The sequence below is a fragment of the Kitasatospora sp. NPDC054939 genome, assembly GCF_053610105.1.
The window spans coordinates 1-21,313 of sequence record NZ_JBSGXP010000037.1 but is presented as its reverse complement, the minus strand read 5'-3'; the positions used below and the strand labels follow the sequence as shown (position 1 = coordinate 21,313).

Sequence of the window (21,313 nt, the reverse complement as noted above, 5' to 3'; positions counted from 1 at the left end):
GGACCGCACCCGGCCGGACCGCGCCCGGCGACCCGGACGAACGGAGCACCCGAGCGGTCACGGAAAGGAACGAGCGCCCATGCGCGAGAACCCGCAAGGCCGGTCCGAGGCCCGTTCCGCCCGGTTGGCCGCCGCCCTGACGGCGGCCGTGGACCACCGCTGGCCCGTGCTGCCCGGCGTCCGGCTGCGGGCCGGCCGCTGCGGCTGCGGTGACCAGCACTGCCCGGTGCCCGGCGCCCACCCGCACGACCCGCCGCTGCTCGCGGCCACCACCGACGCCCGGATGGTCCGCTGGTGGTGGGAGCGGCAGAGCCCGGACGCGCCGGTCCTGCTGGCCACCGGCCGGGGGGTGTCGGCGGTCAGCCTGCCCGCGGTGGCCGGTGCCCGGGCCCTGGCCTACCTCGGCGCGCTGCGGCTGCCGCTCGGCCCGGTGCTGGCGATGCCCGGCCGGTACGCGCTGCTCGTCGCCCCGTACTCGCTGGATGCGCTCGGCGAACTGCTCGCCCAACAGGCCTGGGTGCCGGGCTCGTTGCGCTACCACGGGACCGGAGGGTTCCTGCCGCTGCCGCCGGGCGGCGGCGCGGGCGGCACCGTGCGCTGGGTGATCGCGCCCCGCCAGGCGGCCGACGGCGGGGTGTGGCTGCCCCAGGTCGGGCCGCTGCTGGGGGAGTTGGTCGAGGCGACGGTACGGCTCGACACCGGGCGTCCGGCGCACTGAACGCGGGGTCCGCCCCGGAAACAAAAGATCCGGCCGCTGGCGACGGGGGATGCACCAGCGACCGGACTCTTTAGACAGTAACAAGGATCCGCGTCCGCGCCAATTTCCAAGAGGCCGCCACCGCCCGGAAATTGCGGTCCGACGGCGACAATGTGACGCGTATCACCAGTTGGCGGGGTCCTTTAGTTCAGGGTGACCTGACGGTTCACCAGGTTCGCGCGGGTGCGGCGCTCGTCCGCGGTGAGCGGCGCGGCGTCCGCGAGCGCCTCCGCGAGCCGCTCGGCGAACTCGGCGGCGGGCTTCTCGCAGTCGGCCGCGGTCATCGCCAGCGGCAGGTCCCAGACCGGGACGGTCAGGCCGTGCGCGCGGAACGAGCCGACCAGGCGGGTGTCCGGGCCGAGCGAGGACCGGTCGGCGGCGGTCAGCCGGGCCAGGGCGTCCAGCAGCTGCTCCTCGGGCACCGTCATCACCCAGCGCAGGTGGTTCTTGTCCGGGGTACCGCACCAGTAGGCGGAGTCGACGCCGGTCAGCTTCTCGGTCGGGATCGCCGAGGCGTTGGCGCGCTCCAGCGAGGCGGCCACCTCACCGGTGGCGGTCTCGGCGTCCTCCAGCCAGAACTCGAAACCGGTGTGCACGGTGGGCGTGAACGCGGCGCCGGCGTCGAGCAGGTCCTGCAGCCGGCGCCCGCCCGGGACGGTCCGGCGCGACGGCACCGGGCTGCCCGGCTCGGCGGCCAGCGCCAGCTCCAGGGCGTCCGCGAGGTCGCGGCTGAGGTCGCCGGAGGAGGACTGGGTCTGCAGCCCGAGCAGGATCGAGCCGTCCTGGCGGCGCAGGGCCGGCCAGGCCAGCGGCAGGACGGTCGCCAGCGTCACCGACGGCACCTCGCCGTTGGCCGACGCGGCCACGCCCTCGGCCAGGGCCAGCGGGGCGGTCGCGGCGGGCACCAGCTCGCGCAGCGCCACCCAGTCGGCCTCCCCGGCCAGCCCCTCGAACGGACGGTGCACCAGCTCCTGGACGGCGTGCGACGCCTCCCGGCCGTGACACGCCTTGTAGCGGCGGCCCGAACCGCAGGGGCACGCCTCGCGCGCCCCGACCACGGGGACCTCGCCCGTGACGGCGGTGGTGGACTGGCTGCGCTGCGGCGCCTTCTTGGCGGCCTTCTTGCCCATGGTGCGGCTCTCCCGGGAACGGTGGTGTAGTGCTCCGGGCAGCCTACTGACGTTCCGGCGGCGGGTGGGCGCGCGCCGGGGCGCGGGCGGTGCCGACCGCCGGTACGGGCTCGGGCGGTGCGGGCGTCAGGCGGTGCGGGCGTCACCGCCGTCCCGCCGGGCGTGCCTCGCCCGGGCCGGCAGCGCCGCCCAGACCGTCACCTCGCCCGGCGCGTCGCGCACGCCCCAGTCACTGGCCAACTGGTCGACGATGCCGAGCCCGCGCCCGCCCCGTGCGGTCAGCGAGGGGCTGGCCGGCACCGGCCGGGTGACCGCGCCGCCGTCCGTGACCTCCAGGGTCAGGATGCCGTCGGCGTGCATCTGCCAGCGGACCAGGACGCCGCCGTCCTCCTCGCCGTCCTCGTCCTCCCGACGCGCCGTCACCGCGGCCGCACCCGACGGCACGCCCACCAGCACCCCGCCGAGCACCTCGGCCCTGGCACCGCGGCCGAGCGCGGGCAGCGGGCCGAGCGGACGGGCGTATCGACATGCATTGCTGAGCAGCTCGGAGAGGATCAGAACGGCATCATCGATGACCGGTTCCGGTATCTCGCGGTCGCCCAGATCTCGACGCAGTCGGCGCCGTGCGACCCCGACACTCGCTGGGCCGTGCGGCACTGCCATGGTCGATGAAGTCGGCACTTCACGCGCCACCATCAACGCCACCCCCGGACCTCCTTCAGCGTATGCCGAGGGATGGATGCCCCTTGGTAATGCGTCGGAAACGACCACGGGACGATCCCGCGCGGTCATTTCGGGCGGCGCGACTCACGGTACGCGAAAGGTGATTCGCCGCTCACCCTGTGTCGTTCCGGCGCGTAATTTCCGGCAAAATCTGTCAACCGCAGGTTTGGTCCGGATGGTTCGAACGCCGACCAGCGCGACCGGGTACCGCTCACGCGCACCGGTCAGCCGTCCCGGCCCCACCGGTCCCACCGATCACGCGGGTATAACGCCCGCCCGTCCGGCGCGTACTGCGGGGCGGCACGCGGTGCCCCCGTGCGGTGCCGCGCCGGACGACGCCGCGGGAACCTGCGCGGGGTCAGCGGCCGAGCTGGGCCAGCACCTCCGCCGGGCGGTTGGTGATGATCGCCGACACCCCCAGTTCCAGGCAGAGCCGTACGTCGGCCGGCTCGTCCACCGTCCACACGTGCACCTGGTGTCCGGCCGCGCGCAGCCGGGTCACCAGCTCCGGTCTGGCCCGCACCAGGTCGATCCCCGGGCCGGCGATCCGCGCCCCGCCCGGCAGCTCCGTACCCGGCCGCACCCGGCCCACGAGCGGCAGCGTCCGCTCGAAGAGGAAGACCCGGGGGTACTGCGGGGCGGCGGCCCGCACCCGGCCGAGGGCGACCGGGGAGAAGCTCATGATCCGGGCCGTCGGACGGGTCCCGGCGTCGCCGGCCGGTTCGCTGTCCGGGCCGCCGTTCGTTCCGTCGGCCGGCCCGGGGCCGCCGGTGATGCCGAAGCGGCCGAGCATCCGGAGCAGCTCGGCCTCCACCCGGCCGCGGAAGCGCACCGGGTGCTTGGTCTCGATCGCCAGCTCCACCGGGCGCCCGGAGTCCACCGCCAGCTCCAGCAGGCTCTCCAGCCGCAGCACCCCCCGCAGCTCCGGATCGCTGCTGGCCCGGCCGGTCTTCCAGGCCCCGAAGTCGTACGCCTCCAGCTGGGCCAGCGTCATCGCGGAGACCGTGCCGCGCCCGTCCGACACCCGGCCGATCCGGCGGTCGTGCACGCACACCAGCTGCCCGTCGGCGGTCACCCGGACGTCGCACTCCAGCCCGTCGGCGCCCTCGGCGAGTGCCCGGCGGTAGGCGGCCAGGGTGTGCTCGGGCAGCGCGTGCGAGGAGCCCCGGTGGGCGATCACCCGGACGGGCTGCGCGGTGCCGGCGGTGGCCGGGGAGAGATCGGGACTGGTCACGCGGTCCACGATAGGCGGCGCAGGTGACGCGCAGACGAAGACGGCCCCAACCTGGGGGGCCGTCCTCGGGGGTGCTGCGGGGTGCTGCGGGGTGCTGCGGTGTGGTGCCGCGGGTCCGTGCGGGTGTCAGTCCTGCGCCCGGCCGGCGGTCAGCGGGCGCAGCGCCAGGGTGACCAGGGCCGGCACCAGGAAGCCGGCCAGCGAGGCCGAGGTCCACGCCTGCGGGGTGAAGTGGATCAGCTCCCGGGCCGAGGTCCAGAAGTCCGTCCACCAGCCGGCGATCGCGGTCGGCGCGATCAGCTGGTACGCCGCGAAGCCCAGTGCCCACGGCAGCAGCATCAGCCAGCGGGACGGCGCGTCGTCGGAGAGGTTCCAGCCGCGCCGCCCGGCGCCCAGGAAGTAGTCCACCGCCAGGACGGCGAACATCGGCACGAACACCGAGCCGATCAGGCCCAGGAAGGCGTAGTACGAGCTGGTGAACTCGGTGATCTGCAGCGCCAGGACGGTGATCAGGGCGCCCACCGTGCCGGTCAGCACCCGGCGGTCGACCTTCGGCAGCAGGTTGTGGATCGACATCGCGGTCGAGTACACGTTGGCGAACGACTGGTCGGTCTCGCGCAGCACCAGCACCAGCAGGAACAGCCAGCCGGCCCAGACACCCATGAAGGAGTCGAAGATCCGGTTCGGGTCGCCGTCGACCTGCAGCAGCGCGATCAGGCCGAGCACGTAGCACCAGGCCTGGGCCACCGTGTAGCCGGAGAAGCTGCCCCAGAACGCCGAGCCCGGGGTCCGCGAGTGGCGGGTGTAGTCGGCGGCCAGCGGCACGAAGGAGATCGACACCGCGATCATCGCGTCGGTGGCGGTCAGGAAGCCGCCCCAGTTGCCCGCACCCGGGTCGGGGAAGCCCTGCCGGCCCAGTTGGACGGTGAAGTAGACCATCGCCACCGCGACGGCGCCCGCCACGAAGCGCCGCAGCACGGCGATCGCGCCGAGCGGCCAGATCGTCAGCGCGGTGGTCAGCGCGCCCGCCAGCACCACGAACAGCCAGCGGTAGCCCTCGGTGCCTGCGACGGTCTGCGCGCCCATCGCGATGACCAGCAGCTCGTACACGCCCCAGCCGATGCACTGGGCGATGTTCAGCACGGTCGGCACGTACGAGAGCCGGGTGCCGAACAGGCCGCGCAGGTTCGCCATCGCGGGGGCGCCGGTGCGGGCCCCGATCAGCGCGGCCACGCCCAGCATCGCGGTACCGATCACGGTGCCGACCACGACCGCCGTCACCGCCGCCGCGAAGCCCAGCTCGCTGCCGGGCGCGCCCAGCACGGTGGCGGCGGTGGAGAAGCCGATCAGGCTGACGCCGAGGTTCATCCAGAGCGCGAAGTGGTCGCGGAAGCCCAGGGTGCGCGGCGGCGCGGTGTCCAGCACCAGCGGCGCCTCGACCCGGCCGCCGGATCCGGGGTGGTCCAGGACCGCGGTGGCGGTCGCGGCGGAACCGCCGGCGGGGTCGGCGGCGTCCGAGTGAACGGTCGCGGACGACTTCCGGAAATCCTTGGACGCGGACGCGCCAGGAGAAGAGGATGGCGAAGCAGGCGGCATGGCCGATACTCCCTACGCCGGCATTACCCGGACAGGTTCCGGCGGTCAGCGCCCCCTCGACGGCACCACCACGGATACCGTGGCGTACGGTCGACCGGCGCACTCTCAGCCTGGCTGGTCCAAGCTCCCGCGTGTCAGATTGGAGCGACAGGCTAACCGGCGAGGCGGTGAACGCCAAGGCCAGGGGGCCTGCGGTCCGGATCGCGGGACGGCCCGGGGGCGGCGGCCCAACCGCCCGGCACTCCCGCGGGCGGCGACGGGCGCGGTACCGGACGCGCCGCGGACCGGCGCCCGGGACCACTCCGCGAGGGCTCCGGAACGGCCCGCGGCCACCTCGGTCGCGCGGCCGGTCACGAGACCGGTTCCGAGGTCGGGTCCGAGGCCTGGTCCGCGTCCGGGAAGGGCCCGGGAACAGCCCGGGAACCGCCCGGGATCGGGTCCGCCTAAGGATTCTTATGAGTTCTTCAGAAGGGTCCTTACGGCAAACGAATCGACTGTGCGAAAAACTAGGGTTCTTGGTCCTGTCAGCTATGGAGGTCGTCCGTGAGCACCGAGCGTGAGGTTGGGTCCACCGGGCCGCAGGGGGAGCAGCCCGGCGGCCGAGGGGTCGGTCCCGCTCCTGACGGTCCGGCGCAGCAGCCCGGGCCCGGGGCGGCGCCGGACGCGCCGGACGCCCCCGTGGCCGGCGGGGCGCGCCCCACGCTGGCCTTCGGCAAGATCACGCCCCCGGAGCAGCCGGCCGCGCCGGCCGCCCCGGAGTACGTGGACGCGCCGCCGCCGGTCCTGCCGCCCGCCCCGGTCGCGCCCGCCGCGCCCGGCTACCTGGACGCCCCGCCGCCGGTCCTGCCGCCGGCGCCCGCCGCCCCGGCGGACCCGGCGACCACCGCCCTCACCGCGGTGCCCGCCGCCCCGGCTGCGCCCGCCAACCCGTACTCGGCGCCGGCCGCCGCCCACGACCCGTACGGGGCCCCCGCGGCGGCACCGGCCGCCGCCCACGACCCGTACGGGGCCCCCGCGGCGGCACCGGGCGCGCACGGCCACGGCTCGCCGTTCGGCGCCGGCCGGCCGCTCGGCGGCTGGGGCCTGCACGACTCCGCCCCCGCCACCCCGGGTGCCCCCGGCGGCCCCGGCGCCCCCGGCGGCCCGGCGTACCCGGGCGGTCCGGTCGGCTACCCGGCCCCGCCGGAGCCCACCGGCCCGCGCCGCAAGCGCGGCGGCCTGGTCGCGCTGATCGCGGCCGTCGCCCTGGTCGCCGGTGTTGCCGGCGGCGCGGTCGGCGTGGTCGTCGCGGACCGCGACGACAGCACCGTCAGCGCCAGGTCCGAGCGCACCAGCACCACCGTGCCCGCCGGGAACACCCAGAAGAACGAGGCCGCGCCCGGTTCGGTCGCCGCCATCGCGCAGAAGGCCATGCCCAGCGTCGTCACGATCAAGGCCCAGGGCAGCGGCGAGTCCGGCACCGGCACCGGCTTCGTCTTCGACAAGGAGGGCCACATCCTGACGAACAACCACGTCGTGGCCCCCGCCGCCGCCGGCGGCAAACTGAGCGTCAAGTTCGCCGACGGCACCTCGTACCCGGCGTCCATCATGGGCCGCGCCGAGGGTTACGACGTCGCCGTGGTGAAGATCGACAACCCGCCGAAGGACAAGCTGACGCCGCTCCCGCTGGGCGACTCCGACAAGGTCCTGGTCGGCGACTCCACCATCGCCATCGGCGCCCCGTACGGCCTGGAGTCCACCGTCACCACCGGCATCGTCAGCGCCAAGGACCGCCCGGTGGCGTCCGGCGACGAGACCGGCGCGCAGGCGTCCTTCATGAACGCCCTGCAGACCGACGCCTCCATCAACCCCGGCAACTCGGGCGGCCCGCTGCTCGACTCCGGCGGCGCGGTGATCGGCATCAACTCGGCGATCCAGTCCAACACCTCCAGCACCGGCCGGGCCGGCAGCATCGGCCTCGGCTTCGCCATCCCGATCAACCAGGCCAAGTGGGTCGCCGAGACCCTGATCAAGACCGGCCGCCCGGTCTACGCCCGCCTGGACGTGCTGCGCAACGACGACTACAAGGGCGACGGCGCCCAGATCTCGACCAAGGACATCCGCGGCGTCCCCGCCGTCACCCCCGGCGGCGCCGCCGACAAGGCGGGCCTCAAGCCCGGCGACGTGATCACCAAGCTGGGCGGCGTCCCGATCGACAACGGCCCCGCGCTGGTGAGCCGCATCTGGACCCACAAGCCGGGCGAGAGCGTCGACGTCGAGTACACCCGCAACGGCCAGACCGCCACCACCAAGGTCACCCTCGGCGAGCGGGTCGGCGACGACGGCTGACGCACCCCGCAAACCGGTGCACCGAACCCCGCCGGACCCGTTAGGCTGGCCTCCGCCTCGGAGAGCTGCCCGAGCGGCCTAAGGGAACAGTCTTGAAAACTGTCGTGCGGTGACCCCGTACCGTGGGTTCGAATCCCACGCTCTCCGCCTGTTGAACGGCCCCCGACCGGAGTTGATCCGGTCGGGGGCCGTCGGCGTTCCCGGGGAAGGGCGGCGGGTGGCGGGTCGTCAGGTGGCTGGAGCGGGTATTCACTCGGACGGGGGGTTTGGGAGCGGGGCGTCCTGCACGGTCGGGGAGGTGGTCGTTAGCCGGTGGACAGTGGGCGAAGTGCCCTGGGAGCGCGTCCGGCGGGTTGAGGTGGGGGTGGGCCGGGCGCCCGGCATGTCGTGGAGGCATGCATGGCCTGGTACCCCGATGGCGAGCGGATGGAGCTGCAGCCCGAGTCCGACGGGCAGCCGGCGATCGTCCCGACACAGGTGATCCTGCACAGCATCGCGGCGCCGTGGACGCCGCGCCGGATGTACGAGTACTGGCGCGACTCGACGGCCCTGGAGTCGCACTTCGGGGTCGGCTTCGACGGCCGCGTCGCGCAGTTCGTCGGGACGCAGACCCGGGCCGACGCCAACATGCACGCCAACCGGCGCCCGGACGGCACCGGCGCGGTGAGCGTGGAGACGGCGAGCAACCTCGACCACACCGACCCGTGGACGGACGCCCAGGTGCAGGCGCTGGTCCGGCTCGGCGTCTGGCTGCACCGGCAGCACGGCATCCCGCTGCGGGTCTGCCGCTCGCACGACGACCCGGGCTTCGGCTACCACCGGCTGTACCCGCAGTGGTCGGACGGCGGGACGGCCTGTCCGGGCGACGCGCGCGTGCGGCAGTTCCGCGAGGCGGTCCTGCCGGGCATCGCGGCCGCGGTCGGCGGCGGCCATGGCGGCGGTTCGACGGGTGGTGGCGGCCCGGCCCAGGGCACCCCGCTGCCGCCGCCCCCGCAGTCCGGCGGCTCCCAGGACACCGCCCCGGCCCGCCACCGGGTGACGATCAACGGGCTGGAGTACGGCTGGGGCGCGCACGGTCCGCAGGTGCGCGAGGTGGGCGAGGCGCTGGTCGCGGCGGGCCACGGCGACCACTACCGCTCCGGCCCGGACGAGGACTGGCGCGACGCCGACACCCTCAACTACCGCGACTACCAGCGCTCCCTCGGCTACAGCGGCGCGGACGCGGACGGCGTCCCCGGCGAGACGTCGCTGCGCCGGCTGCTCGGGCGGCTGCCCTCGCCCCGCCGGGTCTCGCTCGCCCACGTGGTGGCGGCGGCCCGGACCGACCCCGGGGCGGCCCAGGGCCACACCACCTACGGCGGGGAGGCGCGGATCGTCGAACAGGCGCTGGCGGACGAGGGGTTGCTCGAACGCCGGTGGGTGGACGGCTCCTTCGGCACCCGGACGGTCGAGGCGTACGCGGCCTTCCAGCGCAGCCTGGGCTACCGCGGCGCCGACGCCAACGGCATCCCCGGCCAGCGCAGCCTGCGCGCGCTGGGGGAGCGGCGGGGCTTCGACGTCACGGACTGAACCGGCCCGGCCCGGGCGGCGGCGGGGCCGGTGCTTGACCATGACACCGTGTGAGGCCCTGCACTGGAGCCATCATGTTCACCATCGGAGACTTCGCCAAGCACGGCCGGGTGTCGGTCCGGATGCTGCGCCACTACGACGCCATCGGACTGCTGCGCCCGGACCGGGTCGACCCGTTCAACGGCTACCGGCTCTACGAGGCCGCCCAGCTCGCCCGGCTCAACCGCATCGTCGCGCTCAAGGACCTCGGCTTCACACTGCAGCAGGTGCAGGCCGTGCTGGACGAGCGGGTGGACGCAGCCGAGCTGCGCGGGATGCTGCGGCTGCGGCGGGCCGAACTGGCGGCGGCCATGGCGGCCGACGCCCAGCGGCTGGAACGGGTCGAGGCGCGGCTCCGGACGATCGAGAGCGAGGGACGGATGTCGACCAGCGAGGTCGTGGTCAAGCGGGTGCCGGCGGTCCGGGTGGCCGAACTGTCGGCGGTGGCGGCGAGCTACGAGCCGCAGGACATCGGGCCGGTGGTCGGCCCGCTCTTCGCGGAGCTGTGCCGCCGGATGGCGCAGGCGGGCGTCGCGGACGCCGGTCCTGCGATCGCCCTGTACGAGGACGCGCCGGCCGGGGACGGCTCGGTGCTGGTCCGCGCGGCCGTGCCGGTCGCGGCCGCGGTGAAGCCCTCGGAGGCGTACGGCTTCGAGGTGCGCGAGCTGCCCGCCGTGGAGGAGGCGGCGACCGTGGTGCACCGCGGGGCGATGGACGACGGCCTGCCGTCCTTCCAGGCGCTGGCCCGGTTCATCGGGGAGAACGGCTACCGCTCCGCCGGGTACGCCCGCGAGCTGTACCTGGAGTGCCCGGAGGACACCGCGCAGTGGGTCACCGAACTGCAGGAGCCGGTGGTCCGCGGCTGAGCCGGCCGGCCCGGTGACCGGCACCGCCCGCCGCGCCGCGCACTTGCCCCGTTCCCGGGGCGGCGGCAGAGTCGCGCGTACGACGGGCGGTGCCGCTGCGGCGGCGATCGGAGGCTGTGGTGAGTGATCTGACGGACCGGCTGGCGCTCGGACTCCCGCCGGACGCACTGGTGGTGGACCCGGACGTGACGGCCGCCTACCGTCGCGACATGGCGGGCTTCTGTGCGGCCGGCGATCCCGCGGTGGTGGTGTTCCCGGAGACCGTCGAGCAGGTGCAGCACGTGCTGCGGACGGCCACCGAACTGCGGGTGCCGGTGGTGCCGCAGGGCGCCCGGACCGGGTTGTCGGGGGCGGCGAACGCGGTGGACGGCTGCATCGTGCTGTCGATGGTGCGGATGAACCGCATCCTGGAGATCGACCCGGTGGACCGGATCGCCGTCGTCGAGCCGGGCGTGGTCAACGCCGAGCTCTCCCGGGCCGCCGCCGGATCGGGGCTGGCCTACCCGCCGGACCCGTCGAGCTGGGAGTCCTGCACGATCGGCGGCAACATCGGCACCGGAGCGGGCGGGCTCTGCTGCGTGAAGTACGGCACCACCAGCGAGTACGTGCTCGGGCTGGACGTGGTGCTGGCCGACGGGCGGCTGCTGCGCACCGGCCGCCGGACGGCGAAGGGCGTGGCCGGCTACGACCTCACCCGGCTGCTGGTCGGTTCGGAGGGCACCCTGGGCGTCGTGGTGCGCGCGGTGGTGGCCCTGCGGCCCGCACCCGCACCGCAGTTGGCGCTGGCGGCGGAGTTCCCGAGCGCGGACGCGGCGGGTGCGGCGGTCTGCGCGGTGATGGCGCGCGGGTTCACGCCGTCGCTGATGGAGCTGATGGACGCGACCTCGGTGCGGGCGGTCAACGAGTTCGGGCGGATGGGGCTGCCGGAGTCCACCCGGGCGCTGCTGCTGGTGGCCTTCGACGGGGCGGACCCGGCGGGCGAGCTGGCGGCGGTGGGGGAGCTCTGCCGGGCGGCGGGCGCGACCGAGGTGGTGCCGGCGGCGGACCGGGCGGAGTCCGAGCTGCTGCTGCAGGCGCGGCGTTCGGCGCTGCCCGCGCTGGAGCGGCTGGGCACCACGATGATCGACGATGTGGCCGTCCCGCGCTCCCGGCTGGCCGAGATGCTGAACGGGGTGGCGGCGATCGCCGAGCGGAACGCGCTGACCATCGGGGTGGTCAGCCACGCGGGCGACGGCAACACCCATCCGATCGTCATCTTCGACGGCTCCGATCCGGACGAGTCGGCGCGGGCCCAGCGCTCCTTCGACGAGATCATGGCGCTGGGGCTGGAGCTGGGCGGGACGATCACCGGGGAGCACGGGGTCGGACTGCTGAAGCGGGACTGGCTGGCGCGCGAGCTGGGGCCGGTGGCCCTGGACCTGCAGCGGCAGCTGAAGGCGGTCTTCGACCCGCTGGGGATCCTCAACCCGGGTAAGGCGGTCTGATTCCCGCGCCTTCGCCGGGAATTCACCGACGGGCCATGATCGGGTCCACTTCTTGTCTGATTGTTGAATAGTCGCAGGATGGCTGGATGTATCGACAAGGAGTCTTGGTCGATTCGATGGGGGCGTGAATGGCGGCGGCTCGCGCCGGGGTGGTGCGAGCCGCCGTTCGTGTGCTGCGCACACGCCGTCCCGTGGGGGTGCGGGGGCGCCCACCGTTCGGGCGAAGTCCCAGCTCGTCGGCGGTGTGTCGGTCCGTGCGCGGTCCGGCCCGCCGTTATGCGCCGCTGCCCGGATATCACGCTAACGGGCGAAAAGCGGGTCGGGAGGTGGTGCTTTGTCGATTTGTTGCGGAACTCTGGTCGAGGCGTCGCAGCCGCAGCGGTTCGCCTGGCCGGCGAACCACCGCAAAGAATGTGTGACTAACGGCTTCTTGGAGGCTTTCATGGTTCGTTTCCGCACCCCCCGGATGGTCGGTCTGCTCGTTGCCGCTCCGTTCGCGGCCGGCCTGCTGCTGGCGGGCGCCGGAGCCGCCGCCGCCGACAACGGCGCACTGGCGAACGACGGGTCCAACAGCAGCGTGGTGTCCAACACCGGGACCGGAAACGTCTTCGGTTCGGTGGACGGCAACTACATCTCCACCCAGCAGACGGCCACCGGTGCCGGTGCCTCGAACCAGAACAACACCGTGGCGGTGAAGGACAACGCGGGCGCCGTCCTGGCCGGTCAGTCCAACCAGAACTTCAACATCGTCTTCGCCCCGGTCTTCGGCTGACCCCGCCCGGTCCCACCGCCGGCGGGGGCGCCGGAGGTGGACGGACGGCGTGAGCCGCGGGTGAGCTGAGCACCCGCGGAGGGGTTCGAAGCAGTGCAGCAGTCACCGGGGCAGCGGAAAGGGTCACCGCCAACCGGACTCGTGGGCGGTGTCGGCGACGGCACCGCCCACCGGCATGCCCGCGGCCGTTCGCGCGCGGCGCGTCCGTCTGCGTCCGTCTACGCCCGCCCGTGCCGCGACCGCCGGTGCCGCTCCTCCTGCGTGCCGTGCCCCGCCCGCCTGCCGCAGCCGCAGGTTCACCCGTCGGCCAGGGCCCGCACCCGGCGCCGTCGGCCCGCGGCGGTACGGTTGCGCTCTCACAGCGCACCCCGCGCGGACCCGCGGGCCGGACCCTCCGGCCGGGCCCGCCGGGTGGCGGCCACGGCAACCGGAGGGAAGGCGCGATGGCGGCGGAGGAGGCAGGGCCGACCGGCCCCGACGAGGCACGGCCGGACGCGAGCTGTGACGAGGGCCGCGGCGCGGGCGCCGGCGGCAACGACCGCAGCGGAAGCGACCGCGACGGCGGCGCACCCGCCGAACCGCGCGTCGGCGAACCGCGCACGGAGGCCCGCTCGGTGCCCGAACTGCTGCTCGGCCGGCCGCCGATGGCCCGCCCGCTGCCGGGCTTCGACCCCGCGGCGGCCCCGGCCGAACCGGGCCCGCTGTTCGTCGACTGGCTCGCCACCGCGCTCGCGGCCGGCGTGCTGGACCCGCAGGTCATGACGCTCTCCACGGTCGACGCCGACGGGCTGCCCGACGCCCGGGTGCTGGTGCTGCGCGACGTCGACCCCTCGGGCACCGGCTGGGTGTTCTCCGCCGCGGCCGACAGTCCGAAGGGGCGTCAGCTCGCCGACCACCCGGCCGCCGCGCTCACGCTGTACTGGCCGGGCCTCGGCCGCCAGATCAGGGTGCGCGGCACCGTCGAGCGCGCGGCCGACCAGGTCGCCGCCGCCGAGTTCGCCACCCGCTCACCGGCCGCCCGGGTCGGGGCGCTGGTCGGTCGGCAGAGCGAGCCGATGGAGTCGCTCGACGAGTACGACGAGGCCGCCGTCGCCGCGCGCCGGCGGCTGGAGGCGGCGCCGGGCATCGTCCCGGCCGGCCACGCCGTCTACACGCTCTGGGCGCACGAGGCCGAGTTCTGGCAGGGCGATTCGGACCGCCGGCACGTCCGGCTGCGCTACACCCGCACCGGGCCGGTCCGCGCGCCGGAGTGGTCGCGCACCCTGCTCTGGCCGTAGCGCCGACGGCCCGGAGGCGCGGACGGTCCGGAGGGCCGCCGGGCGCAAGCAGCGGCGGGCGGCCCGGAACCGGACCGCCCGCCGGACGGGCGAACGGCGCCCTCGACGCCCTGAGCCGCCGCGACACGCCCGGACACGCCCGGACACGCCCGGACACGCCCGGACACGCCCGGGCCGTCGCGCCCTGCGCCGACCCGGCGCCGTCCGGGTCAGCACCGCCCGCTCAGCGCCGCCCCGTCAGGGTGGCCCCCACGCTGGCCGCGACCACGCAGGCGATGCCGGCCACCTGGACCCCGCCCAGCAGCTGGCCCAGCACCACCAGGCCGACCAGTGCCGACACCGCCGGCTCCAGGCTCACCATGATGCTGAACACCCGCTGCGGCATCCGGCGCAGCGCGGTCATCTCCAGCGCGTACGGGATCACCGGCAGCAGCAGCGACACCCCGGCGACCGACAGCAGCAGCACCAGCGGCGAGGCGTCCGGTGCGGTCAGCCCGGACCAGGCCTCGCCGAGCCCGAACGGCGCCAGCGTCAGCGCACCGACCGTCATCGACACCGCGAGGCCCTGGAAGCCCTGGAAGGTCGCGCCGACCTTGTCGGTGAACAGGATGTACGCGGCGTAGCAGGCCGCCGCCCCGAAGGCGTACGCCAGGCCGACCGGGTCGAGCCCGTGGCCCCCGCCGCCCTCGCCGAGCAGGGTGAGCAGCGCGACGCCGCCGGCTGCCAGCAGGGCCCAGAGCAGGTGGGTGGCGCGGCGGGCGAAGACCAGGGCCACGGCGAGCGGGCCGAGGAACTCGATGGTCGCGGCGGTGCCCATCGGCAGCCGGTCGATCGCCCCGGCGAAGAGCAGGGTCATCCCGGCCGAGGCCATTCCGAGCAGTCCGGCGGCGGCCAGGTCGCGCGGGGAGCGTCCGCGCAGCCGGGGCCGGGTCGCCGCCAGCAGCACGACCGCGGCGAAGCTCAGCCGCAGGAAGGTCGTCCCGCCGACCCCGAGCGGGCCGAAGAGCGGCTTGGAGAGCGCGATGCCCAGCTGGACGGTGAGCATCGCCACCAAACAGAGAAGCGGCGCCGGGATCGCATCCGGGCGCCGCAGGAGCTTCGAATACCGCCGACCCGGGGGTCGGACGGGGTGCACGCCCGGGGGTGGCGCACCCTCGCCGGACGCCTGCTGCCCGGGGCCGCCTCGTCGCCAGCCACCGCGCTCGCCGGCGGGCTCGCCCTTGGGGGCGGGCGGCATGGCAAGGGCCTCGGCGAGGGCCGGGCCGATCGGCGTCAAGGCGGTGGTTTCGCCGGTGGGGGAGGTGGGCATGGTGGCGAGTCTGCCGTAAGGAGTCATGCCGGAGCAAGCTCGTTACCAATATAGGGACGGATGCGGACGGGTACGCCCGAATGGGTGAGCTTTCCGGGACGCGGCGGCGCGGTTGCGGCAATCGCCCGACGGTCCGTCAGTATCAAGGCGGGGTGCGCTATCTCCGCCCCGCGGCGCTCGCCGCCGCCACCCTGGTCCTGCTGTTGGCCGCCGAAGGTCCGGGCGCGAGTGCCGGATCCGTCGCACCGCTCGCCGCCGCCGCCCCGACCGCCGTCGAGGTCCCGGCCGCGCCCCGGATCCGGGCCACCGTGGTCCCCGACCGGGCCGGACCGCCCGCGCCGCGCCCCGGCCCCGGCTACCGCGGCACAGGCTTCGACACCTGCACCGCACCCCCGCTGGAGACCCTCCGGGCCTGGCAGGGCACCTCCCCGTACGGCGCCGTCGGCATCTACACCAGCGGCGGGCAGCGCGGCTGCGCCCAGCCCCGGCTCACCGCCGACTGGGTGCGCGGTGCCAGGGCGGCGGGCTGGCGCTTCATCCCCACCCACGTCGGCCGGCAGGCCCCGTGCAGCGACCTCGCGCGCAAACCGCTGCGGATCGACCCGGCGCAGGCCGTCCGGCAGGGCCGCGAGGAGGCCGCCGAGGCCGTCCGCGGACTGCAGGCCGTCGGCCTCGGCAAGGGCAGCCCGGTCTACCTCGACATCGAGGCCTACCCGCGGGGCGACGCGTCCTGCGCCCAGGCCGTCGTCGACTTCGCCCTCGGCTGGACCCAGGGCCTGCATGCCGCGGGGTACCGCTCCGGCTTCTACTCCAGCCTCGACTCCGGGATCGCCGACCTGGTCGCCGCGGCCCGGGCCGGCAGCCGCCCGCTGCCCGACGCGCTCTGGTACGCCCGCTGGGACGACCGCGCCTCCACCGACGGCAGCGGCGGCATCCCCGCCGACCTCTGGGCCGACCACCAGCGCATCCACCAGTACCGGGGCAACGTGAAGGAGTCGTACGGCGGCGCCGAGCTGCTCGTCGACCGCGACGAGGTCGACGGACCGGTCGCGGAATAGGGCGAGGGAGGAGAGTCCCCGGCGCTCGGTAGGGTGTCCCCCCGATTCGGTCGGTGAACGGGGGAGCAGCAGTGTCGAACAGTCAGGGCCGCGACGGGAGCGGCGGGTACGGGGCACCGGCGGCCCCGCCGGCGTACGGGGGGAGCCCGTACGGACAGGCGCCGTACGGCCTCGACCCGTACGGCCGTAACCAGCCTTACAGCCACAACCAGCCGTCCCCCGGTAACCCGTACGCGCAGGCCCCCCATACGCAGAACCCCCACGCGCAGAACCCCTACGCGCAGGCCGCGTACGAGCAGAACCCCTACGCACAGCCGGCGCCGCCCGCGGCCCCCGTGCCGCCGGCCGCCCCCGCGGGCGAGCCCGGCTACGTCCCCGCCTTCGCCCGGGGCGCCGGGCTCCCCGGTCCTGCGCCCCGGCGCAACCGGGCCGCCGTGCTGCTGCAGTTCACCCTCCAGTGGGTCTACGCGCCGCTGTGGATCGCCGCGCTCGTCGCCCTCGTCGTGATCGCCATGTTCTCCCCGGGCGGCGGCCCGTCCGGACCCGACTCGGACGCCTGGATGAAGCCGCACCGCTACTTCATCCCGCCGCGCCGGCTGAAGGCGGAGCTCACCGGGAAGCCCGAGGACTGGGAGCGCTACCTCGCCCCGATCGTGGAGCGCCGCGTCCGGAAGGCCGAGGCCGAACTCGCCTCCGGCCAGGGTGCGCTCGGCGCGGACCACAGCCGCGAGATGACGGTCAAGCTGCCGCTGCGCCTGCACCGCGGCCTCGGCGCGGTCGGGGTCGCGCGGATCGCCGAGCGCCACGGCTGGCAGGTCGCCGGCGGCGGGGCGGCCGGCGAGCAGGTCTGGCTGGCCCGCACCTTCCCGGCCCCGGCGCAGTCGGGCGCGCCCGGTCCGCACGACCCGCCGGCCGCCCCGGGCACGCCGTGGGGTCCGCGGCCGTCCCGGCTCTTCCTGCTGCTGCCGTTCATGCTGCTGCTCCAGCTGGTCTACCTGCCGCTCTGGGCGGTGCTCACATTCTGGGTGCCGCGCTCCGACCCGGACCACTGGCACCACTGGGCCGCCCGCTGGGCCGTCGGGCCGCGGGTGTTCTGGCCGGAGCTGACCGGCAGCACCGCGGCCTGGGAGCGGCACGTCCACCGCATCCTGGAGCGCGACACCGCGAAGCAGCTGGCCCACCCGGCGGAGAACTACCGGCGGGTGACCGCCCCGGACGGCACCTTCCACCGGCGGATCCGGGTCGACCAGGCCACCTACCGGGGGGTCGGCGCGCAGCACCTGCTGCGGCTGGCCGCCGAGCGCGGCTGGTACCTCGACCCGGCGTACGAGCCCCGTCCGGAGGTCTGCGTCCGGCTCTCCCGTCCGGAGCGCACGGTCTGACCGTCCGCCGTCGGCAGGCCCGGGCCCGTCCCGGCCTGCCCTCGGCCCGTCCGAGACCCGGCCCGACCCGACCCGCCCGAGCCCCGGCGCGGCCCCCGTTCGCGGGGCTCAGCCGCGCCGGGTCCACTCGCCGTTGCGCAGCGGCAGCCAGCCGCGCCCGGCACAGTCCCGGCAGGTCTCGGGGATGTGGCCGGTGCCCGTCCGGTCGTACCGGAGCCCGAGCCGGGCGCGGGTCCGCACCCCGCCGTGGCAGTTCGGGCACGGCACCCGGAACCGGTGCTCGTCGTGGCTCTCACTCATGCGGCTCAGTATTGCCCTCCCGCTCGCGCACCGCGGGTGCGCCCGGGCGGAGCCGTCCGGCGGCGCTTGCCGACTCGCTGTCTGCAAAAGCACAACCGCACCGGACCTAGCATGAATTGAACAGCCGTCAGCCGATTCGGGAGGTTGATCACCATGGCGTCCGCATTCCTGGTGGGTTCGCGCGCGAGCCATCTCGCCAAGGCCCAGGTCCGCGAGTACCTCGCCCCGCTGCGTGAGCGCTTCCCGGACACCACCTTCACCCACCGGGTCATCCTGGAGGGCGGGGACCGGGACCGCCGGTCGCTGCTGTCCGACGTCAGCCTGGTCAGCGGCGGCTCGGCGTTCAGCACCGAGCAGGAGGCGGCCCTGGTCCGGGGCGAGGTGGACGTGGTCGTCCACTCCCTCAAGGACCTGCCGACCAGCAACCCGGACGGGCTGGTGCTGCTCCAGCCGCCCGCCCGCGAGGACGTCCGCGACGCGCTCTGCGGCTCGACCCTGGCCGGTCTGCGCAAGGGCGCCCGGGTGGGCACCGGGGCGGCCCGCCGGATCGCCCAGCTCCTGGCCGTCCGGCCGGACCTGGAGATCGTCCCGATCCGCGGCAACGTCCCGCCGCGGCTGCGGAAGATCGAGACCATGGGCCTGGACGGCGTCGTGCTCGCCTCGGCCGGGCTGCACCGGCTCGGGCTGGAGGACGCCATCGGCGAGCTGCTCCCGCTCGACCTCTTCCCGCCGAGCCCGGGCCAGGGGGCGCTGGGCATCCAGGTCCGCGAGGACAACCGGGCGGTCCGGGCGGTGCTCTCGACCCTCGGCGATCCGACGACCGACGCCCACGTCCGTGCCGAGCGCGGACTGCTCGCCGAGCTGCACGGCGGCTGCAGCGTCCCGGTCGGCGCGTACGCCCACACCCTCCCGGACGGGCGGCTCAGCCTGTTCGGCCAGGTCACCTCGCTGGACGGGCGGCAGCGCGTGTCCGGCACCCTGGTCGGCCCGGCCGGTGCCCCGGAGCAGCTCGGCGCCGCGCTGGCCGCCGAGCTGGTCGACCGGGGGGCCCGGGTGATCCTGGACGCGATCCGCCCGCCCGTCCCGGCCTGAGCCACCCGAGCCGCGCGCCCGCCCCGTACGCCCGCACGCCACCCGCCCCGCCCCGGCCGCTGCCGGCCGGACCGCGGCGAACCCCCCGCGCGGCCGGCCCCGGCGGGGTAGCCTCCGGGCATGACCGAGGCTCCGGGCACCACCTGGGACGAGACCGCCGCCCACGAGCTGCTCCGGCTGCCCTCCGGGCGGCTGGTGCGCGGGCGGGGCCTGCGCCACCCCCTGCCGCCGGGGCCGGTGCCCGACTTCGGGCTGTACCTGCTGGGCCGCCGCCCGCCCGTCGTGCCGTGGGAGAGCCGCTGGGTGCGCTGGCCGGACTTCCGGCTGCCGGCCGAGCCCGCCGACGCCGCCGCCGCGCTCCGCGAGGTCTGGGAGCGCGCCGCCGGCGAGCGGGTCGAGGTGGCCTGCGGCGGCGGCCGGGGCCGGACGGGCACCGCGCTCGCCTGCCTGGCCGTCCTCGACGGGGTGCCCGCCGAACGGGCCGTCGGCTACGTCCGCGCGCACTATCACCCGCGTGCCGTGGAGACCCCGTGGCAGCGCCGCTTCGTGGCCCGCTTCCGGCCGTGATCCGGGCAACGGGCTCGGCCTGCTGACATCGGCGGGGATCAGCGGCACAATCGGGCAACGCCGACCGAAATTACCCACCAGTAGACGAACGGTCGGATCCCAGGTGCCGCCAGGTCGAGGAGGACCCGTGTTCAGCACGATGCAGGACGTACCGCTCACCGTCGCCAGAATCCTGGTCCACGGGTCGACCATCCACGGGCGTTCCACCGTCACCACCTGGGACGGCACAGGACCGGTGGTGCGCAGCTACGCGGAGGTCGGCGCGCGGGCCGCCCAGCTGGCGTACGCGCTGCGCGACGAGCTCGGCGTCGGCGAGGACGACCGGGTCGCCACCCTGATGTGGAACAACGCCGAGCACCTGGAGGCGTACCTCGCGGTGCCGTCGATGGGCGCGGTGCTGCACACCCTCAACCTGCGGCTGCCGGGCGGGCAGCTCGCGTTCATCGTGAACCACGCCGCCGACCGGGTGATCATCGTCAACGGCACCGTGCTGCCGCTGCTGGCCGCGGTCCTCCCGCAGCTCGCCGACACGCTCAAGCACATCGTGGTCAGCGGCCCCGGCGACCGCTCGGTGCTGGACGGCTTCGCCGGCCAGGTGCACGACTACGAGGAGCTGCTCGCCGGCCGGCCCGTCGAGTACCCGTGGCTGACCGACCTGGACGAGCGCCGGGCCGCGGCCCTCTGCTACACCTCCGGCACCACGGGCGACCCCAAGGGCGTGCTGTACAGCCACCGTTCGGTCTACCTGCACTGCCTCCAGGTCAACGCCGGCGACAGCTTCGCGCTGACCGCCCGGGACACCACGCTGCCGGTCGTGCCGATGTTCCACGTCAACGCCTGGGGCATCCCGCACGCCTCCTTCATGTCCGGCGCAAACCTGCTGATGCCGGACCGCTTCCTCCAGCCGAAGCCGATGGCCGAGATGATCGACCGGGTGAAGCCGACCATCAGCGCCGCCGTGCCCACCATCTGGAGCGGCCTGCTGGACGAGCTGGACGCGGGCGACTACGACACCTCCGCGCTGCGCATGGTGGTCATCGGCGGCTCGGCCTGTCCGCCCGCCCTGATGAAGGGCTTCGAGGAGCGCCACGGCATCCGCGTGGTGCACGCCTGGGGCATGACCGAGACCTCCCCGCTCGGCTCCTTCGCCCAGCCGCCCGGCGGCCTGACCCCGGAGGAGGAGTGGCCGTACCGAATCACCCAGGGCCTCTTCCCGGCCTCCGTCGAGGCCCGGCTGATCGGCCCCTCCGGCGAGCGGATGCCGCACGACGGCGCCTCGGCGGGCGAGCTGGAGGTGCGCGGGCCGTGGATCGCGGGCGCGTACTACGGCGGCGCGGGCAACGACCCGGAGCGCCCGGACGACAAGTTCAGCGAGGACGGCTGGCTGCGCACCGGTGACGTCGGCACCATCACCGCCGACGGCTACCTGACCCTCACCGACCGCGCCAAGGACGTCATCAAGTCCGGCGGCGAGTGGATCTCCTCGGTGGAGCTGGAGAACCAGCTGATGGCCCATCCGGAGGTCGTCGAGGCCGCCGTGGTCGCCGTCCCGGACGAGAAGTGGGGCGAGCGCCCGCTGGCCACCGTGGTGCTGCGCCAGGGTGCCACCGCCGGACTGCCGGAGCTGCGGGCCTTCCTGGCCGAGCGGATCGCCTCCTGGCAGCTGCCGGAGCGCTGGTCGATCGTCGAGGCGGTGCCGAAGACCTCGGTGGGCAAGTTCGACAAGAAGGTGATCCGGGCCGAGTACGCGGCGGACGCGCTGGACGTCACCGTCCTCGGCAAGGAGTAGCGGGGACGACGGAGGGCCGGGTGCACCGCGGTGCACCCGGC

At 75.0% G+C, this 21,313-nt stretch carries 18 protein-coding genes and 1 tRNA gene; 13 read left to right on the top strand and 6 right to left on the bottom strand.

Features of this window, described 5'->3' with window-relative positions:
* Positions 1–79 precede the first annotated feature (79 nt).
* A complete protein-coding gene (locus ACWGB8_RS13635; RefSeq protein ID WP_452213270.1) occupies positions 80–718 on the top strand; it encodes a bifunctional DNA primase/polymerase in 639 nt (212 codons plus the stop codon).
* Between the two features lie 182 nt (positions 719–900).
* Here the strand turns inward: ACWGB8_RS13635 and ACWGB8_RS13630 are convergent, their stop codons facing one another.
* The 4 genes from ACWGB8_RS13630 to ACWGB8_RS13615 form a co-directional block, all read right to left on the bottom strand.
* Positions 901–1,887, bottom strand: coding sequence for a DUF5926 family protein (locus tag ACWGB8_RS13630; protein WP_452213268.1), 987 nt, complete (start codon positions 1,885–1,887; stop codon positions 901–903).
* Positions 1,888–2,013: 126 nt separating this feature from the next.
* Positions 2,014–2,550, bottom strand: a complete 537-nt coding sequence (locus tag ACWGB8_RS13625; protein WP_452213266.1) for an ATP-binding protein — start codon at positions 2,548–2,550, stop codon at positions 2,014–2,016.
* Between the two features lie 418 nt (positions 2,551–2,968).
* Entirely contained in the window at positions 2,969–3,844 is an 876-nt protein-coding gene (locus ACWGB8_RS13620; protein ID WP_452213265.1) for a glycerophosphodiester phosphodiesterase, read from the bottom strand.
* A 126-nt stretch (positions 3,845–3,970) separates the two neighbouring features.
* Complete coding sequence (locus tag ACWGB8_RS13615) at positions 3,971–5,440, bottom strand: purine-cytosine permease family protein (RefSeq protein WP_452213263.1); 1,470 nt, start codon at positions 5,438–5,440, stop codon at positions 3,971–3,973.
* 543 nt (positions 5,441–5,983) lie between these two features.
* Here ACWGB8_RS13615 and ACWGB8_RS13610 point away from each other — a divergent pair.
* The 7 genes from ACWGB8_RS13610 (at position 5,984) to ACWGB8_RS13580 (ending at position 13,775) form a co-directional block, all read left to right on the top strand.
* On the top strand, positions 5,984–7,768 hold the full coding sequence (locus ACWGB8_RS13610) for a S1C family serine protease (protein ID WP_452213262.1): 1,785 nt from the start codon (positions 5,984–5,986) through the stop codon (positions 7,766–7,768).
* A 59-nt stretch (positions 7,769–7,827) separates the two neighbouring features.
* Positions 7,828–7,915, top strand: a tRNA-Ser gene (locus ACWGB8_RS13605).
* Positions 7,916–8,167: 252 nt separating this feature from the next.
* The gene (locus ACWGB8_RS13600; protein ID WP_452213261.1) at positions 8,168–9,337 is read left to right on the top strand and encodes a peptidoglycan-binding protein; all 1,170 of its coding nucleotides are present in this window, start codon (positions 8,168–8,170) and stop codon (positions 9,335–9,337) included.
* 74 nt (positions 9,338–9,411) lie between these two features.
* Entirely contained in the window at positions 9,412–10,242 is an 831-nt protein-coding gene (locus ACWGB8_RS13595) for a MerR family transcriptional regulator (RefSeq protein ID WP_452213259.1), read from the top strand.
* 119 nt (positions 10,243–10,361) lie between these two features.
* Positions 10,362–11,726, top strand: coding sequence for an FAD-binding oxidoreductase (locus ACWGB8_RS13590; protein ID WP_452213257.1), 1,365 nt, complete (start codon positions 10,362–10,364; stop codon positions 11,724–11,726).
* Between the two features lie 442 nt (positions 11,727–12,168).
* Positions 12,169–12,498 carry a hypothetical protein gene (locus ACWGB8_RS13585; protein ID WP_452213255.1) on the top strand — a complete coding sequence of 110 codons (330 nt, stop codon included), beginning with the start codon at positions 12,169–12,171 and terminating at the stop codon, positions 12,496–12,498.
* A 443-nt stretch (positions 12,499–12,941) separates the two neighbouring features.
* Positions 12,942–13,775, top strand: coding sequence for a pyridoxine/pyridoxamine 5'-phosphate oxidase (locus ACWGB8_RS13580; RefSeq protein ID WP_452213253.1), 834 nt, complete (start codon positions 12,942–12,944; stop codon positions 13,773–13,775).
* A gap of 223 nt (positions 13,776–13,998) precedes the next feature.
* Here ACWGB8_RS13580 and ACWGB8_RS13575 read toward each other — a convergent pair whose 3' ends face one another.
* A complete protein-coding gene (locus ACWGB8_RS13575; RefSeq protein ID WP_452213251.1) occupies positions 13,999–15,084 on the bottom strand; it encodes an EamA family transporter in 1,086 nt (361 codons plus the stop codon).
* Positions 15,085–15,236: 152 nt separating this feature from the next.
* On the opposite strand from ACWGB8_RS13575, the gene ACWGB8_RS13570 reads away from it, so the two are divergent.
* Positions 15,237–16,142: a DUF1906 domain-containing protein gene (locus tag ACWGB8_RS13570; protein WP_452213249.1), complete on the top strand. Its 906-nt coding sequence runs from the start codon at positions 15,237–15,239 to the stop codon at positions 16,140–16,142.
* Between the two features lie 71 nt (positions 16,143–16,213).
* Entirely contained in the window at positions 16,214–17,524 is a 1,311-nt protein-coding gene (locus ACWGB8_RS13565) for a hypothetical protein (protein ID WP_452213248.1), read from the top strand.
* A gap of 108 nt (positions 17,525–17,632) precedes the next feature.
* Here ACWGB8_RS13565 and ACWGB8_RS13560 read toward each other — a convergent pair whose 3' ends face one another.
* A complete protein-coding gene (locus tag ACWGB8_RS13560; RefSeq protein ID WP_452213246.1) occupies positions 17,633–17,824 on the bottom strand; it encodes a hypothetical protein in 192 nt (63 codons plus the stop codon).
* 153 nt (positions 17,825–17,977) lie between these two features.
* Between ACWGB8_RS13560 and hemC the strand changes: the two genes are divergently transcribed.
* The 3 genes from hemC to ACWGB8_RS13545 all read left to right on the top strand — a co-directional run bounded on the left by hemC (position 17,978) and on the right by ACWGB8_RS13545 (position 21,272).
* Positions 17,978–18,916, top strand: coding sequence for a hydroxymethylbilane synthase (gene hemC, locus ACWGB8_RS13555; RefSeq protein ID WP_452213244.1), 939 nt, complete (start codon positions 17,978–17,980; stop codon positions 18,914–18,916).
* Between the two features lie 120 nt (positions 18,917–19,036).
* Positions 19,037–19,483 (top strand): phosphatase domain-containing protein, encoded by a 447-nt coding sequence (locus ACWGB8_RS13550; RefSeq protein WP_452213242.1) that lies wholly within the window; start codon positions 19,037–19,039, stop codon positions 19,481–19,483.
* Between the two features lie 127 nt (positions 19,484–19,610).
* Positions 19,611–21,272, top strand: coding sequence for a long-chain fatty acid--CoA ligase (locus ACWGB8_RS13545; RefSeq protein ID WP_452213241.1), 1,662 nt, complete (start codon positions 19,611–19,613; stop codon positions 21,270–21,272).
* Positions 21,273–21,313 lie beyond the last annotated feature (41 nt).

Coding starts and splice junctions, on each gene's coding strand:
- ACWGB8_RS13635 (WP_452213270.1), top strand. CDS start 80: ATGCGCGAGAACCCGCAAGGCCGGTCCGAGGCCCGTTCCGCCCGGTTG.
- ACWGB8_RS13630 (WP_452213268.1), bottom strand. CDS start 1,887: ATGGGCAAGAAGGCCGCCAAGAAGGCGCCGCAGCGCAGCCAGTCCACC.
- ACWGB8_RS13625 (WP_452213266.1), bottom strand. CDS start 2,550: ATGGCAGTGCCGCACGGCCCAGCGAGTGTCGGGGTCGCACGGCGCCGA.
- ACWGB8_RS13615 (WP_452213263.1), bottom strand. CDS start 5,440: ATGCCGCCTGCTTCGCCATCCTCTTCTCCTGGCGCGTCCGCGTCCAAG.
- ACWGB8_RS13600 (WP_452213261.1), top strand. CDS start 8,168: ATGGCCTGGTACCCCGATGGCGAGCGGATGGAGCTGCAGCCCGAGTCC.
- ACWGB8_RS13595 (WP_452213259.1), top strand. CDS start 9,412: ATGTTCACCATCGGAGACTTCGCCAAGCACGGCCGGGTGTCGGTCCGG.
- ACWGB8_RS13585 (WP_452213255.1), top strand. CDS start 12,169: ATGGTTCGTTTCCGCACCCCCCGGATGGTCGGTCTGCTCGTTGCCGCT.
- ACWGB8_RS13580 (WP_452213253.1), top strand. CDS start 12,942: ATGGCGGCGGAGGAGGCAGGGCCGACCGGCCCCGACGAGGCACGGCCG.
- ACWGB8_RS13575 (WP_452213251.1), bottom strand. CDS start 15,084: ATGCCCACCTCCCCCACCGGCGAAACCACCGCCTTGACGCCGATCGGC.
- ACWGB8_RS13560 (WP_452213246.1), bottom strand. CDS start 17,824: ATGAGTGAGAGCCACGACGAGCACCGGTTCCGGGTGCCGTGCCCGAAC.
- hemC (WP_452213244.1), top strand. CDS start 17,978: ATGGCGTCCGCATTCCTGGTGGGTTCGCGCGCGAGCCATCTCGCCAAG.
- ACWGB8_RS13550 (WP_452213242.1), top strand. CDS start 19,037: ATGACCGAGGCTCCGGGCACCACCTGGGACGAGACCGCCGCCCACGAG.